Raw genomic sequence first — 17060 nt, forward strand, 5'->3', positions numbered from 1 at the left:
ATATAGGCCAATCCCTGGCCAAAACCTCCCACCTTCCTCAGCGAAGCTTACCTCACTCGAAGCGACGTTTTTTGTCGCGTACCCGGAACAATCTTTGATTGTGTACCCGAAGTGACGTTTTCCGTCACGTTCCCGGAGTATCGCTTGCGATACGTTCCCAAATAATTCAAGCATTCGACGAAGTCTCCCTCGACAACGTCCTCACCGACGGCGTCTCCCTCGACAGCGTCCTCACAGAAAATTGCTCCTCGATAACTGCTCCTGCGTTATTCTACCTACATACTTCCATGTATTAGTGCATTTTCGGCATACTGGCCATCCATGGCCAAATCCGATAACGTCCTCTCCCCATTATTTTCCCCCTTTATCTTGTCTATCCTGTTGTTTTTCAGCTAAATTGAAAGAAGACAGTAATAACAAGATGTACCTAATATGAAAGCATTTCTAAGCAGCCTGATTGTGCTGGTTTCCTTGTCGGCAAATGCCGCAGAATTAAACATTCCCGACACCTTTGAAGTACTACAAGTCGATGGCGAGAAACAGAGTAAATCGTTTTTCACCAAATCCACGACTTTGGACCTGGAGCCCGGGCAACATGTGATTGAAATTCAGTACAGTGAAATGTTCGAGCACGATAGTGAAGATCACCACGAAACGGTGCGCTCACAGCCGTTCGTATTAATTTTTGATGTGACAACCGAGGACATTAAGTTAACCCATGCCGAGCAACTCGGTATTGATGAAGCGCGACAGTTTGCCAAGTCGCCACAAGTTGAGTTAATGACAGAAGCTGGTAACCCAGTTGAGGTACAGCAATTAACTCAAAAACAATATCAGCAAGATTTATTATCGATTGAACAGCAGCGTCGCCAGCAGGTAGTACAACAAAGCCTGAGTGATGACCCATCCGAGTTCAGAGAGCAGGGGCCTGATGCCGTGGAAATGCTCGAATACTGGTGGGAACAGGCTACCGATGCCGAACGGCAGGAATTTATCCGTTATTTACGTGAGGAGCAAAAATGAAAGGGTTTCTGATTTTAGCGATATTCGCCGCACTTTTTTCCAATGCTTTGCAGGCCCAACCTGAGAAGCGGCAGCGACCCGCCGGTATTGAAGTTATTGGCAAAGGCGAAGTTATTGTTAAACCGGATACGTTTATTTTTACTATCACCATCAGTGACAGGGCAGAAACGGCCAATGCTGCCAAGGCTTCGGTGGATAAGAAATCGAAAGAACTGCTGTCCTTAGCTGACAAACTTTATATCGCCGACAAAGATATTGAATCGTCGCAATTACGTATTCGGCCTATCTTTGCTTCCGAACATTCAAGCTCCTCAAATCTTCCTCAAAAGCCTGGTAACGGCCCACAGCAACGCCCGGCACTTATTGAGGTATCCCGCAACATAACCTTTACCCTGTTGAATTTTAATCATTACGATCAGCTGTTAGAAAAAGGCATTCAACTTGGCGTTTCCAGCGTATCCCGCCTCAGGTACGAAGTCAGCAGAGCCGATTTCTTTTATCAACAGGCGCTGGAAGCTGCAATTGATGACGCAAAAATGAAAGCGCAACGCATGGCCAAACAAGCCAACGTTACTCTTGGTCCGGTAAAATATCTCAAAGAATCGGAGAGTTTTGCGCCACGTCGGGTTTATGGAATGACAGCGGATGCGCCAAACTATCAGTCACTGCCCGCAGAGCAACAGATATCGGCACAAGTACAGCTGATATTTGAGATAAACTAGCCTTTATTCGATAATTTAAAACTAATGCTTTAACTTAGCGGTGTTACGAGGTATGTTATGCGCTTTTCCCGGGGCTGTTGGCCGCCACTGTCGGATACTTATGCTGGCCCTGGTAATCACATAACGAAGCGACCCTAAGCAAATATGGATAAACGCGATTTTTATCAAACACTGGTTCAGCAGGTAGACGCGATTACCGCTGGCGAATCCGATATTATTGCCAACATGGCCAATATTAGTGCCATTCTTTTCAATGCCCTTGATGACGTTAACTGGGTCGGCTTTTATCGCATGGTCGATAACGAGCTGGTGTTAGGTCCGTTTCAGGGACAGGTAGCCTGTATCCGAATTCCAGTAGGGAAGGGCGTATGCGGTACCGCGGTAGCTGAAGGTAAAACCCAGGTGGTTGAAGACGTGCACCAATTTAGTGGGCACATTGCATGCGATGCAGCAAGCAATTCAGAAATCGTAATCCCGGTATTTGTTAATGAAGAATGCGTTGCTGTTCTTGATATCGACAGTACCGTTTTTAGTAAGTTTGACCAACAGGATGCAATCGGTTTGCAACAAATCGTTGATATCCTGCAACAGCGTAGTCATTAATGAAAGAATTCGTTGTCATTCATGATTTTCTGGTATCTGAAGAAGTCGTAGGCGACTGGGATGGCCAGGAAGAAATCGTTGCCGAAAAAATAAACCTGATTTATCACACCGTCTATCAAATGGCGGAAGAGGATATTGATCCTCAACAATTAACTTTCTTGCTGGAATTAGTCTGGGAAACCTGGATTGGGCAAGAACATCTTGCTGAGATTGAAGAAGACGAGATCATTGATTGGTGTCATCATTTATTGACCAACCGTGATCAATACCTACAAGCTCAGAACAATTAAATTACGAAGTAATATTATGGAAACCAAGAAAACCTCAAGCAAAGAAATCATTCAGTATCTGGCCGAAAAATTCCCGGCTTGCTTTACCTCTCAAGGTGCGGTAAAACCATTAAAGGTCGGTATTTTTCAAGAACTTGCTGAAGCCCTGCAAGAAGACGAGAAAGTGAGTAAGACGCAATTACGACAAGCCTTGCGTCACTACACGTCAAGCTGGCGTTATCTTAAATCGATCAAAAAAGGCAGTCAGCGCGTAAACCTATTAGGGGAAGCGGTTGCTGAGATCGATGAAGCCCAGGCAGAGTTCGCTGCTAATGCGCTAAAAGAGAGTCAGGAAAAATTTGCTAACAAAAAAGAAGCTGAAAATAAGCAAAATAAGTCCTATAAAGGAACTAAAGCGGCAGAAAAACGCTCTACTATACCAGGCCGAGCGAAAAACAAGCCGGCACGAGCGAAAAAAGCCCCTAAAAAAGAAGCCGTTAAATTAGTCCAAGCTGAAGCTAACACATTGAAAACTGGAATGAAGGTGTTAGTTCAAGTTGGGAATTCACCAATAGATGCTACTATTACAGAAGTAGCGGGTAAAGATGTCAGTGTGCAGTTATTCTCAGGCATGGTAGTCAAGACTCGAGCGGATAAAATCTTTACCAAATAAACCAATGGAGTAGTTTTATGCAGAATGTATCTCGAATAGCCCTGGCGGTTGCCTTCTCTTTGTCATTATCATCAACTTCCGTATTCGCCGAAGAGCCGAACATTGATATCGATGGTTTGCCCGAGCTAACTCAAGAGATGCAGCATAAAACTGCGAGTAAACGAATTACCGCGACATACTCCCGTTCCCATTACAAACAGTTCGAACTCAACGATGAACTGTCTTCGCAAATTTATGATTTGTACATCAAGCAACTGGATTACAATCGTGCGGTATTTTTACAGTCGGATATTGATGACTTGGAGAAGTACCGCAACAAGTTCGACGATATGATTGTTTCCGGCAAGCTTGCCGATGCCTTTGATATCTACAACCTTAATGTGAAACGTCGATATGAGCGTTATCAGTTTGCGTTAGAGCTTCTTGAGAAAGAGTTCGATTTTGATGTTGATGAAAGCTACGAGTTTGATCGTGAAGACGCTCCGTATGCTAAATCCACTGAAGAGCTTGATGAAATCTGGCGCAAACGGGTTAAGTACGACGCGTTAAATTTGAAACTGGCCGGTAAAGAGTGGCCAAAAATCAAAGAAATCCTTTCTAAGCGTTATAACTACGCGATTAAACGTCTGAGCCAGGGCGAAAGTGAAGATGTATTTCAGGTTGTGATGAATTCGTTCTCGCGAACCGTAGAACCGCATACTTCTTATCTTTCACCTCGTAACGCTGAACGTTTCCAAATGGAAATGAATCTGTCTTTAGAAGGCATCGGTGCAGTGTTGCGTGCAGAAGATGACTTTACGGTTATCCAAAGTGTGGTAACCGGCGGTCCTGCAGACAAAAGCAAAAAGATTAAGCCTAAAGATAAGGTAATCGCGGTTGCCCAGGGCGATGAAGAATTTGTTGATGTTGTCGGCTGGCGTCTTGATGACGTCGTTGATTTGATTAAAGGGCCAAAAGGAACAACGGTTCGCTTACAGGTTCAAAAAGGCGAAGATGATCCACGAATTGTGGTGGTTTCTATTGTTCGCGACAAGATCAAGCTAGAAGACAGAGCGGCCAAGTCAGAAGTCTACATTGAGAAAAGTGCAGATGGCGAAGTGGCGGCGAATGCTAAAAAGCTAGGTGTTATTACCATCCCGAGCTTTTACAACAAACTGTCTCGCGATGTGGCAAAAGAAATTGCTAAGTTAAAAGAAGACAAAGTGCAGGGCATTATCATCGACCTTCGTGGTAACGGTGGTGGTTCTCTTACTGAAGCGACCTTACTAACTGGACTGTTTATCGATAAAGGTCCAGTGGTTCAGGTACGCGGTATCGATGATCGCATTGAAATCAACAAGGACACCGATGGCCTAAGCTATTACGATGGCCCGTTAACAGTTATTGTCGATCGCTACAGTGCTTCAGCATCGGAAATTTTTGCTGCCGCGTTGCAGGATTATGGTCGAGCGGTAATTATTGGCGAAAATACCTTTGGTAAAGGCACCGTGCAACAGCACCGTGGTTTAGGTCGAGTATACGATTTATATGAGAACCCACTAGGTAGCATTCAGTTTACTATTGCTAAATTCTATCGTATTGACGGCGGTAGTACTCAGCACAAAGGTGTACAACCAGACATCGCTTTTCCTTCAGCAATTGCTCCAGAAGAATGGGGTGAAAGTCAGGAAGAGCATGCACTAGTATGGGATAAGATCAAAAAAGCACCTTATCGCCCACTGTATGATTTCACACAGGATATTTCTTACTTGCAGTCTCTGCATGATGAGCGCATCAAGAGTAATGAAGAGTTCAAGTATCTGCAGGAAGATATTGCCGAATATCAGGAAAAGAAAGACGATAAGTCGATTTCGCTAAATTACGCACAGCGTAAAGCTGAGCGCGAGGAAAACAAAGACAAGCGTCTGGCCAGAGCTAATTTACGCTTAAAAGCGTTGGACAAAGAGCCAGTCACCTCCATTGATGATATTCCGGAAGAGCTAGCAGAGTTAGATCCGTTCCTTGATGAATCTGCGAACATCACCTTTGATCTGGTGGAAATTGGTAAACTTGCCAAAAAATAACCAGTAAAATTCAAGTGTTTAATAAACCGCCAACTTTGGCGGTTTTTTTATAATATCGTCGATAAAAGTGCAGTTATATCGGCTTGGCAAAGGGTAATTTAAATATTTTTCCTTTATACTGGCGTGTAATTCAGATTCATTGCAAAGGCTCTAGCTATTGCTGAATCCATGCAAAACAACAAAAACAAAAGCAAATAAATAAATTCACGGGTTACGGTTCTTATGACAACGCAACAATCCCCAAGGGATCCCAGTGCAATCGATGCTGCGATTCCGTTAATCATCATGATTGGCTTATTATTCGCAGCCGTTCAATATTTTGGTGACAACTCATCGTACGGTCCCAATCAAATCGCACTTCTTTTGGCAACAGGTGTTGCCATTGTAATCGGTTTTAAAAATGGTTATCGCTGGCAGGCGATGGAACAAGCCATTATCAAAGGGATTTCAATTTCATTAGGCGCGGTTTTAATTCTCCTGGCTGTGGGCTCATTAATCGGAACCTGGCTACTTTCGGGTACGGTGCCAACCATGATTTATTATGGGTTAAATATGCTTAACCCCTCCTGGTTTTATGCGGCAACCTGCTTGATCTGTGGTCTAGTCTCCATGTCTATTGGTAGTTCCTGGACAACAGCGGCAACCATAGGTGTGGCGTTAATTGCCGTAGCCAGTGGTCTTGATATGTCTCCGGCAATTACTGCCGGTGCGGTTATCTCTGGCGCTTACTTTGGTGATAAGATTTCTCCGCTTTCAGAAACCACAAACTTAGCACCAGCGGTTGCTGGTAGTGAGTTGTTCGAGCATATCCGCTATATGCTTTGGACTACAGTACCTTCTATCGTTACTGCGTTAATCATTTTCACCATGTTAGGTCTAAACGAAGACGTATCTAATGTTGGCGAAAAAGGCATGCAATTAAATGAATTGATGCTGCAACATTTTGATATATCAGTAGTCAATCTGATCCCATTAGTGGTGCTGTTAGTCTTAGCCATTAAGAAGGTTCCAGCGTTTCTTGCAGTTTCGATTGGTGCCATTGTTGGTGCCCTGTGGGCCGTGTTATTTCAACAGGAATTTATTATGTCTCTGGCCGCAGAGGGCCTGAGTGCTGTAGACAGCAATGTTACAGTGGTTTGGACCGCATTTTTTGATGGCATTTCACTGGATACCGGTAATGCAAACTTTGATGACTTACTTTCCCGTGGTGGTATGTCGAGCATGCTCAACACCGTTTGGCTTATCATGTGTGCATTAACCTTTGGTGCTGTACTCGAACACTTGGGTATGCTGAGTAAGATCATTAATAGTATTCTTAAGTTTGCGAAATCTACCGGTGCGCTGATCGCATCAACGGTAGCAACCTGTATCAGCACCAATATCATTACCGCTGACCAGTATATGTCGATTGTGATGCCCGGTCGTATGTTTAAAGAAGAATACCAACGACGTAATTTGCACCCGGTTGTATTAAGCCGTACCTTGGAAGATTCAGGAACCATAACCTCACCACTAATTCCTTGGAACACCTGTGGTGTGTTCATGAGCGGTGTACTGTTAGTTAATCCACTGGAATACATTTTCTATTGTTTCTTTAACTTGATTAATCCAGTACTGGCAGTGATTTATGGCTTTATCGGTTTCCAGATCAAAACCTTGTCAGGAAAGGTTAAAGATGGCGTTGCCTCTGCTGTAAGCGCACAAAAGTAATTTGCTCGAAAGTTAAGAAAAATATGACTGATTTTACGCCAATATATTTAAAAGATTACCAACAATCCGCTTATCGGATCCCTACGGTTAACTTGCATATCGAACTCGATGATGAACGTACCTTGGTGCGTAACATCATGACAATCGAAAAGGCCGACAGTTCAGCAGCTCCCGATCCGCTGGTGTTAGACGGTCATCATATGGAATTAGTGTCGGTAAAAATTGATGAGCAACTGTTATCGGATGCCGATTATCAGCTAACCGATGAGACCTTAACCATTAGTAAGGTCCCGGAAGCTTTTACTTTGATCATTGAAACGATAATAAACCCAAAGGCCAATACCGCGCTGGAAGGTATTTATAAGTCTGGTGGGGCATTTTGCTCTCAATGTGAAGCCGAAGGATTTCGCCGCATCAGTTACTTCTTAGACCGTCCTGATGTGATGTCGGTTTATACGACGACGATTGTCGCTGACAAAAGCCAGTATCCTTATTTGCTTGCCAATGGTAATTGCATCGAACGTAAAGATCTTGGCAACGACCAACACCAGGTAACCTGGCATGACCCATTCCACAAACCATGTTATCTGTTTGCTTTGGTAGCGGGCGACTTTGATCTGCTTGCCGATACCTTTACCACTAAATCCGGTCGTGTGGTTGATTTACAGTTGTTTGTCGACAAGGGCAATCTGTTTAAATCCCACTACGCGATGCAGGCATTGAAAGATTCGATGGCCTGGGATGAACAGGTTTTTGATCTCGAATATGACCTCGATATCTATATGATCGTTGCCGTTGATTTTTTCAATATGGGGGCGATGGAAAATAAAGGTCTGAACATCTTTAATTCGAAATACGTCCTTGCCGATGAGCGCACCGCTACCGATGATGACTTCTTCAATGTCCAGGCGGTAATTGGGCATGAATATTTCCATAACTGGACCGGTAACCGAGTTACTTGTCGTGATTGGTTTCAGTTGAGCCTGAAAGAAGGCTTAACGGTATTTCGCGATCAACAATTCAGTGCCGATATGCATCAGGCCGATGTTACCCGAATCAATAACGTGCGGGTATTAAGATCGCACCAGTTTGCTGAAGACGCCGGGCCGATGGCACATCCTATCCGACCTGAAAAAGTCGTGGAGATGAATAACTTTTATACCCTTACCGTTTATGAAAAGGGCTCGGAGGTTATTCGTATGCTTCACACCTTGCTTGGAGAGCAGGGATTTCAAAAGGGCATGAAAGAGTATATTTCTCGTCATGATGGTCAGGCCGTGACCTGTGATGATTTTGTCGGTGCCATGGCCGATGCCAATGGCAAAGACTTATCTCAGTTTTCATTGTGGTATTCACAAGTCGGCACGCCTGTCGTTAATGCCAGAACTCATTATGACAATATTGCTAATATTCTAACGATAGATTTTCAGCAATTCAGCGCCAAAGGACAGCAACATCCGGCATTATTGATTCCGATTGGCTACGAATTGATAGACTCAAAAACGTGTGAGGTTATCGCGGATGGGGTATTGTCCCTGGAGCAAAGTCAACAAAGCTTCACCTTTACCGATATCGAAAACGAACCAGTGGTCGTATTACTGACCGGCTTTTCGGCACCGATAAAATTGGAGTTTGAGCAATCAGAACAAGCATTGCTTACCACTATGGTTGCCGCCAAAGATGGTTTTTCCCGTTGGGAAGCAAGCCAGGTGCTAATAAGACAAAACATCCGTAAAGCGTATCTAGATAGTGATTATCATCTACCTCAAACCCTGCATCAGGCGTTTGCCGATATCTTAAATGCAGATATTGAACCGGCATTTAAAGCCCTGCAAATTACTTTGCCAGGCTTTGCGGAAATGACGGAATTTGTTCAGGACGTTGAACCGCAGCAATTGCTAGCGGCGTTATCTGGATTTAAACAAAACCTTGTTGACCAGCACCGTGAGCAATTGCAGGCACTCTATCAGCAGTGCACGCAAGCGCTGGCAACAGAGTCGACTCAGGCTGCAGGCCTTAGGGCATTGAAAAATGCCTGTCTGGATTACCTAGCCGCTGATAAAGACTTTGAATCTCAACTAACTCAGCAATTTCATGATGCTACCAATATGACTGAGCAGATTGCCGCATTGGATGTTGCAGCTCAGTATAATGTAGCTGGATTTGAAGATTTGAGTGATGCTTTTGCCAAGCAATGGCAAAAAGATAATCTGGTGATGGATAAGTGGTTTGCTATCCAAGCCAAAGTTCAGGACGAAGGCGTATTTCAGCGATTACAGTCACTGTTGGAGCATCCGGATTTCTCCATGCAAAATCCAAATCGTGCACGCGCGGTGATTGGTAGTTTTGCGGTTCAAAACCCTAAATATTTCCATAGTGCAGATGGTCGCGGTTACGATTGGCTAACCAGCCAGATTGAAACCCTGGATAAAATAAACCCACAGGTCGCTTCAAGACTGATCACGCCGTTGATTCAGGGGCAGGGTTTTAGCAAAACAGTTCAACAATCGTTGAAACAGCGTTTGCTGCGCTTGCAATCGATGGCGGAAATTAGTGCCGATATCGGCGAAAAAATCGCCGCAGCACTGGCCGAATAGGGCTCAGAGAAAAATAATTTTCAGTAATGTCAGGGAATCTAGAGTATCTACTTTAAACGTGGTCAGACCATTGGTAAAAAAGTCGATACACTGATTTAAAACCAATATCATGCGCACCAATTACAATTACCCTAAGTTTGAAACGCTTGTTTTAAACTTAGGTGTACCGGTGCTTGATAAAAGCGTAATAATCATTGATATAGAGTAACGTAGTAATTTATTTTAACGGTTGCCACGTTGAAAAAATGATGTAATCATTGTTTAACTGCTATACGTAGAAAGAAGAATAAAATTACTCGCGTATTTAATTTGGGGAGAAAACATGAAGCAAAATGCTCTGGTTAAATTTTGCAAGAGTCCTGTAGCTAAAGGTATCGCTGCCGGACTGTTATCTTTAACTGTGACACAAGCCAATGCTGTTAATTTTGACCTGGGAGATTTTGAAATCAGTTTTGATTCAACGTTTTCTTACGGTGAAAGCTGGCGCGTTGAGAATCGTAACTGGGACGATCACATTGGTAAATCCAACAACCTGAATAATAACCTGGATTGGATCAACAATGACTATGCTCCTGCGCAAATCTGGGCATTACCTGGTTCTTATTCTACCAACGGTGATCTAGGTAACTTAAACTTCGATGCCGGCGAAGCCTTTTCCCGAGTATTCAAAGGTACGCACGAACTAGACGTCCGCTACGGTGACTTTGGTTTCTTCGCGCGTGGGTTATATTTCTATGACTTCGAATTAATGGACGGTGACCGTCCTTATTCTAACCCGCTTGACGGCAGCGTTTATGATCCTTGTGACGATGACGATGCTAAAGAAGAAGTGTGTGCTGACGTTCGTTTGCTTGATGCTTTCTTTTATGCGGATTTCGATATTGGCGATACGCCAGTTTCTGTTCGTGTTGGTCAACAGGTTATCAGCTGGGGTGAATCTACCCTGATTTCTCACGGTATTAGTGAAATTAACCCAGTTGATATCGCCCGTCTTCGTGCACCAGGTGCAGAATTAAAAGAAGCTTTCATTCCATTCGGTGCCGTTTGGGCATCATTTGGTGTAACTGAAAACTTCAACGTTGAAGCTTATTATCAGTACGAGTGGGAAAACTCAATCCTACCGGCTCCAGGTAGTTACTTTTCAACCAACGATTTCGCCGGTTCTGGCGGTTATGCTAACAACATCCAGCTAGGATTCGGTTCTGCACCGGATATGAACCTCGATACCCTATACGGTATGCTGCAGTTTGCTGGTGAGTTAGCGCGCAGTGGCGATGCCGCCAATGCTGGTAATGTGTTAGTTGATTTAAGCCGTTCTGTGACGCTTCGCGCAACAGGCGAGGGCGACTCGGCGATGAACTCTGATGGCAGCCTTAACGGTAACGTACCACCAGAAGATGGCGGCCAGTACGGTGTTCGCTTCTCTTACTTCTTCCCAGAGCTTAATGACATGGAATTAAGCTTGTATTACATGAATTATCACTCACGCCGTCCGGTTATCTCTGGTGTAACAGCTGATTATACTATGCTTGCCCAAGATATCGGTATGGTTGCAAATCCAGACTTCGCTATGGATGACGTAACGGATTTGAGTGTGTTCTCTAAAGCTCAGTTGTTCTATCCAGAAGACATCGCTCTTTACGGTCTGAGTTTTAACACCACGGTTGGTATTACTTCCGTTGCTGGTGAAATCTCTTACCGTCAGGACGAGCCACTGCAGATTGATGACGTTGAGTTGCTATTTGCTGCGGTACCACAACAGCTGGCTAACGCGGGTCTTGCACCATTCTTAGATGGTATCTCGCAAATGAAGAAAGCCGACGGCTCTGAGTTCCAACAGGGTGAAACCGCTCAAGGTTGGGTAGAGTCAGATACGCTTCAGGCACAGGTTACCTTAACTCACTTATTTGGTCCGACATTCGGCGCCAGCCAGTTTACGGGTCTTGTTGAAGTGGGTGGTATCAACATTATGGACATGCCAGACGAAGATGTTCTGCGTTTGAACGGTCCTAATACCAGTCGTTCTGGCACGTCTACAGAAGACAACCCTTATATCGGTCCACTATTTGGTGGTACGGAAACCAACATGTTCCCGACCGAATTTGCCTGGGGTTACCGTGTAGTCGGTATACTTAATTACAACGATGTATTTGCTGGCGTGAATGTTACGCCACGAGTTGTATTCTCTCACGACGTGAAAGGTGTAACTCCAGATCCATTGTTCTTGTTCGTTGAAGATCGCAAATCTATGTCCTTCTCGGTTGGTTTTGACTACCAGAGCCGTTGGTCAGCAGATATTAGCTACAACTCTTTCTTCGATGGTACTGGTACAACCAACCAGTTAGAAGATCGTGACTTCGTATCGTTCAACGTCAAGTATTCAATTTAAAGGTCAATAACATGAAAAAAATTGCATTTATTTCAATGGCTGTTTCACTGGCGTTAACGTCAGTGGGCGCAGCGGCAAAAGTTAGCGAAGCAGATGCTAAGAAGCTTGGTACCGAATTGACTCCACTTGGTGCTGTGAAAGGAGCTAATGCTGATGGTTCTATCCCGGCATGGGATGGCGGTATTACTGCAGCTCCTGCAGGCTATAAAGTTGGTGACCACCACCCAGATCCGTTCCCGGGCGACAAGGTGCTTTACACCATCACTGCAGCCAATGTTGGCGATTACGCCGATGTATTGACTCCGGGTCAGCAGAAGTTATTTCAGACTTACCCAGAAACCTTCAAAATGAACGTTTATCAAACTCGTCGCAGCGCGTCTTACCCGCAGCACGTTTATGATGAAACCTTGAAAAACGCCACTCGTACCGAGTTGATTGAGGGTGGTAACGGTATTTCTAAAGCAGCCGTTGGTATTCCATTCCCAATGCCAGCTAATGGTCTTGAAGTTATCTGGAACCACACGTTGCGTTATCGTGGCGAGCAGGTTACTCGTGAGGGTGGTCAAGCAGCACCAACCTCACGCGGTGATTACACCTACCTTGGCTTCGACGAGTCGTTAATCTTACCTTACGGTGTGCAGGGTGCTTCATATGAAGATCTTGAGAAGACAAACATTCTGTTCAAATTCAAGCAGAAAGTAACGTCTCCAGCTCGTCTTGCAGGTACGGCGCTATTGGTACATGAGACTATGGACCAGGTAAAAACACCTCGTCAGGCATGGACATATAACACGGGTCAACGTCGTGTACGTCGTGCACCTAATGTGGCGTATGATGCACCAGGTACAGCGTCTGATGGCCTGCGTACTACCGATGACTTCGATATGTTCAACGGTGCTCCGGATCGTTACAACTGGACTTTGGTTGGTAAGCAGGAGTTGTTGATTCCTTACAATGACTACAAGTTGCACTCGGATTCGGTTAAGTACAAAGACATCCTGCAACCAGGTCATATCAACCCAGAATTGGTTCGTTATGAGAAACACCGTGTTTGGGTTGTAGAGGCAAACCTTAAGTCTGGCACCAGCCACATTTATAAGAAGCGTACATTCTTCATTGATGAAGATTCATGGCAGGTTTCTGTGGTAGATATTTATGATAACCGTAATGAGTTATACCGCGTAGGTATGGCACATGCTATCAACTACTACGAAGTACCAACGCAATGGTCTACACTTGAAGTGTTCCACGATCTACAATCCCGTCGCTATATCGCTATGGGTTTGGATAATGAACACAAAATGTATGACTTCCAAACACCATTACGGGAGAAAGACTTTACTGCGTCTGCACTTAGACGTGAAGGTCGCCGCTAACCGTTCTTTTCGACGTAAACAACGGTTGGCTTAGGCCAACCGTTTTCATTTTGATCCATTGGAAACCGCATGTTGCGAACTATACTAATTTTGTTTTCTTTGTTGGCCATATCTGCAACCAGTACGGCGCAATCAAATTCTTCAAGTCAACCAGAATCTTCTCAATTCTCTGAAATTCTCCCTTTAGCGAGTCAATCCTTGATTTTGGATATCGCCAAAGTCAGTGACAACAAACTTATCGCTGTAGGCGAACGCGGTCATATTCTGACCTCAACAGATGGCATCGACTGGCAACAAAAGCTGGTTCCTACCGTATCAACATTAACCCGAGTGTTTTTTCTCGATGAAAACCTGGGTTGGGCCGTTGGTCATGATTCGGTGATATTAAATACCACAGACGGTGGCGACAACTGGGAAGTCCAGATGTTCGCACCAGAGTTGGAACGTCCGTTATTCGACATATTATTTACCAGCGCGACCGAAGGTGTTGCGGTTGGCGCTTATGGTCGCTTCCTTCGCACCACAGATGGCGGAAAAACCTGGGAGCAGGAATTTCATGGCGAACTGTTATATGAAGACGATCAAATTTATCTCGAAGAGCTAAAACAAGAAGACGAAGAGCTTTACCTTGATGAGATTAGCAGTATCTTACCGCACTTCAACCGTGTAAAAATCATCGGTGATGAATGGTTCTTAGTGGGTGAACTGGGTTTGATGGCAAAAAGTCGTGATCGCGGCCAGCAATGGCAGATCCTTGATGAAATCTATCAGGGTTCATTTTTTGATATTAATGTTACTAATGATGACCGCCTTGTTGTAGCAGGATTACGCGGTAACTTGTTTGTCTCCGATGATGCCGGTAATAACTGGGAACGCGTGCCGCTGGATACCAAAGCATTGCTCAATGCCGTTGTTGTCGGGCCGGATAATGCGATTTATGTGTTAGCCAACTCAGGTGTGATGTTAACCAACAAAGACCGGGGCAATGGGTTTGAAAAATCCACTCAGCCAGATGGTAAAGCCCTGATATCAGGGGTTTGGTTTAATGGACAATTAATCTTGGCAACGGAAGTCGGGTTTAAAGTAGTACAAGGTCAATAATTATAATGAAGAGCTTATATAACCATTTAGAAAGAAATATCTTTCGATTCCGATTCCTGGTAATTGGCCTGTTTCTGGTAATCACTGCCTACCTGTTTGTTTACGCAACCCAAATTCGCCTTGATGCGTCGTTTGAGAAAAACATCCCTCTGCAACATGAATACATGCAGACTTATCTTAAGCACCAGAAAAACTTTGGTGGTGCCAACAATGTTCTGATCTCTGTCTGTAACACCGAAGGGGAGATATTTACTTCTGACTTTTTTACCAGCTTACGCGGCGTACACGACCAGTTATTCTTTATTCCTGGCGTTGACCGTATTCAGGTAAATTCACTATTTTCACCGTCGACACGCTTTGTTGAAGTGGTTGAAGATGGTTTTGCCGGTGGTCCGGTAATTCCAGCGGATTTCAGTGGTAGCAAAGAAGACCTGCAGGTTGTCAAAGGTAATATCGAAAAAGCCGGTATTGTTGGTAGCATCGTATCGGATGATTACACCTGTTCTATGGTGAAAACGTCACTATTAGAAATTGATCCACAAACCGGTGAAAAGCTGGATACACTGAAACTTGCGAAACAGCTTGAAGATGAAATTCGCACCGTTTATGAAAAAGATGGCATTAGCATCCACATCATTGGCTTTGCGAAAATGGTCGGTGACATCGCCGATGGAGCCAAAGGGGTTGTCACCTTCTTCGCCATTGCTATCGCAATTACCGCGATAATGGTTTATCTATTCTGTCGCTCATTCACCTTAACTATATTGCCAATTGCCACCTCGCTTATCGCGGTTGTCTGGCAAATGGGGGTGCTGTCCTGGTTAGGCTTTGGTCTGGATCCAATGTCGATTCTGGTACCGTTTTTGGTCTTTGCTATCGGGGTGAGCCACGGCGTGCAGATGATCAACTCGGTTTCGCGGGAAGTTGCCAAAGGTAATAATCCGAAACAAGCCGCGCAATTGAGCTTCAGGCGCCTATTGGTCCCGGGTGGTATTGCATTGCTATCAGATACTGTGGGCTTCTTAACGTTATTAGCCATTGATATCGGTATTATTCGTGAATTAGCTATCGCGGCATCTCTGGGTGTAGCGCTCATCATCTTCACCAACTTATTCCTGCTGCCGGTATTGGTTTCGTTTGTTCGCTTTAACCAGGAAGAGCAAAAGCAAATCGTCGAAACTGCAGACCATAAATTAATGGCGCGCATGTTATGGAAGAAAGCAGAAATCGTAACCTCGCAAAAACCTGCAGCGATCATTATCGCGATTGCCGCGGTGTTATTCTTCTGGGGTCAGTATCAGGGGCAAAAACTCAAGATTGGTGAATTACATGCTGGTGCACCATCGTTACATGAAGATTCTCGTTACAATCAGGACACCTTCCTGATCACCGATAAATATGCAATCAGTGTCGATTATATGTCGGTTGTCGTGGAAACCTTTGAAGACTCTTGTATTTATCATGATGTCTTGGATGTAGTTGATACCATGCAATGGCGCATGGAAAACATTCCAGGAGTTCAGTCTGCGGTATCGTTAGCGAGTATCGCTAAAGTGGTTAACTCCGGTTATAACGAAGGTAACCAGAAGTGGAAAGTATTGTCCCGTAACCAACAATCATTAGTGCAGTCCATTGCCCGGGTTCCAACCACCAGTGGTCTGTTAAACCGTGATTGTTCGGCGATGCCAATCATCCTGTTCCTGGAAGACCACAAAGCCGAAACCATCGATCGTGTTGTTGCCGCCGTTAAAGAGTATCGTGCCGAACTTGGTACCGATAAGATCCAGTTTAAACTGGCATCTGGTCCTGTAGGGGTTATGGCAGCAACTAACGAAGCAGTAGCTGAAGCACAAACGCCAATGATGCTTTATGTTTACGGCGCCGTAATTTTACTGTGTCTGATTTCATTCCGTTCCGTAAAAGCAACAATCGCGGTAATTGTACCTCTGTATGTGGTTTCGACACTAGCTCAGGCGTTAATGACCTTCCTGGATATCGGCCTGACGGTTTCTACACTACCGGTAATTGCGCTAGGTGTCGGTATTGGTGTCGATTATGGTATTTATATCTTGTCCACCATGAGTCAGCGGATACGGGCAGGGGACAATGTTCCTCAAGCTTATCTTGCAGCATTGAAAGAACGAGGTTCTGCGGTATTGATCACCGGTCTGACCCTGGCAATTGGTGTTTCCACCTGGTTTTTCTCGGCACTTAAGTTCCAGGTAGACATGGGTATCATGTTAACCTTTATGTTCCTGGTCAATATGTTAGCTGCGATTATCCTGTTGCCGGCAATCTCCGCTTACCTATGGCGAGATGAGCTGAAAAAATAAAAACCGACAAATTTATTTTGTTGCATAAATAATCATGAAAATGGCCTTAGGGCCATTTTCTATTTATAGCGACTGAATAATTCTCTGATTTGCCCTACAGCCCCCGTCTAAATTGGTATTTTTACTCTAAAAAAGTACTCGCAATCCCTTCTTTTTCCTAATAGAATCCGCGCAATAGACTATTCTAAATACAAAAATAAG

The 17060-nt window shown here is 44.5% G+C and carries 12 protein-coding genes; all 12 read left to right on the forward strand.

What is annotated here, in order from left to right:
* Positions 1 to 432: 432 nt before the first annotated feature.
* The 12 genes from FNC98_RS07275 (at position 433) to FNC98_RS07330 (ending at position 16859) form a co-directional block, all read left to right on the forward strand.
* Entirely contained in the window at positions 433 to 1023 is a 591-nt protein-coding gene (locus tag FNC98_RS07275) for a DUF2057 domain-containing protein (protein WP_143580614.1), read from the forward strand.
* Positions 1020 to 1745 (forward strand): SIMPL domain-containing protein, encoded by a 726-nt coding sequence (locus FNC98_RS07280; RefSeq protein WP_143580615.1) that lies wholly within the window; start codon positions 1020 to 1022, stop codon positions 1743 to 1745. Before FNC98_RS07275 ends, FNC98_RS07280 begins: the two co-directional genes overlap by 4 nt.
* A gap of 144 nt (positions 1746 to 1889) precedes the next feature.
* The gene (locus FNC98_RS07285; RefSeq protein ID WP_143580616.1) at positions 1890 to 2348 is read left to right on the forward strand and encodes a GAF domain-containing protein; all 459 of its coding nucleotides are present in this window, start codon (positions 1890 to 1892) and stop codon (positions 2346 to 2348) included.
* Positions 2348 to 2638: a hypothetical protein gene (locus FNC98_RS07290; protein WP_143580617.1), complete on the forward strand. Its 291-nt coding sequence runs from the start codon at positions 2348 to 2350 to the stop codon at positions 2636 to 2638. Before FNC98_RS07285 ends, FNC98_RS07290 begins: the two co-directional genes overlap by 1 nt.
* Before the next feature lie 16 nt (positions 2639 to 2654).
* Complete coding sequence (proQ, locus tag FNC98_RS07295) at positions 2655 to 3290, forward strand: RNA chaperone ProQ (protein ID WP_143580618.1); 636 nt, start codon at positions 2655 to 2657, stop codon at positions 3288 to 3290.
* A 17-nt stretch (positions 3291 to 3307) separates the two neighbouring features.
* On the forward strand, positions 3308 to 5353 hold the full coding sequence (gene prc / locus FNC98_RS07300; protein ID WP_143580619.1) for a carboxy terminal-processing peptidase: 2046 nt from the start codon (positions 3308 to 3310) through the stop codon (positions 5351 to 5353).
* 222 nt (positions 5354 to 5575) lie between these two features.
* The gene (gene nhaC, locus FNC98_RS07305) at positions 5576 to 7063 is read left to right on the forward strand and encodes a Na+/H+ antiporter NhaC (RefSeq protein ID WP_143580620.1); all 1488 of its coding nucleotides are present in this window, start codon (positions 5576 to 5578) and stop codon (positions 7061 to 7063) included.
* A 23-nt stretch (positions 7064 to 7086) separates the two neighbouring features.
* The gene (pepN, locus tag FNC98_RS07310) at positions 7087 to 9660 is read left to right on the forward strand and encodes an aminopeptidase N (protein WP_143580621.1); all 2574 of its coding nucleotides are present in this window, start codon (positions 7087 to 7089) and stop codon (positions 9658 to 9660) included.
* 322 nt (positions 9661 to 9982) lie between these two features.
* Positions 9983 to 12049, forward strand: coding sequence for a DUF1302 domain-containing protein (locus tag FNC98_RS07315; protein WP_143580622.1), 2067 nt, complete (start codon positions 9983 to 9985; stop codon positions 12047 to 12049).
* Between the two features lie 11 nt (positions 12050 to 12060).
* Entirely contained in the window at positions 12061 to 13425 is a 1365-nt protein-coding gene (locus FNC98_RS07320) for a DUF1329 domain-containing protein (protein WP_143580623.1), read from the forward strand.
* 69 nt (positions 13426 to 13494) lie between these two features.
* The gene (locus FNC98_RS07325; protein WP_143580624.1) at positions 13495 to 14526 is read left to right on the forward strand and encodes a WD40/YVTN/BNR-like repeat-containing protein; all 1032 of its coding nucleotides are present in this window, start codon (positions 13495 to 13497) and stop codon (positions 14524 to 14526) included.
* A gap of 5 nt (positions 14527 to 14531) precedes the next feature.
* Complete coding sequence (locus tag FNC98_RS07330) at positions 14532 to 16859, forward strand: efflux RND transporter permease subunit (protein ID WP_143580625.1); 2328 nt, start codon at positions 14532 to 14534, stop codon at positions 16857 to 16859.
* The last annotated feature ends 201 nt before the right edge of the window (positions 16860 to 17060 follow it).

The organism is Thalassotalea sp. PS06 (assembly GCF_007197775.1).
Lineage (GTDB): Bacteria > Pseudomonadota > Gammaproteobacteria > Enterobacterales > Alteromonadaceae > Thalassotalea_A.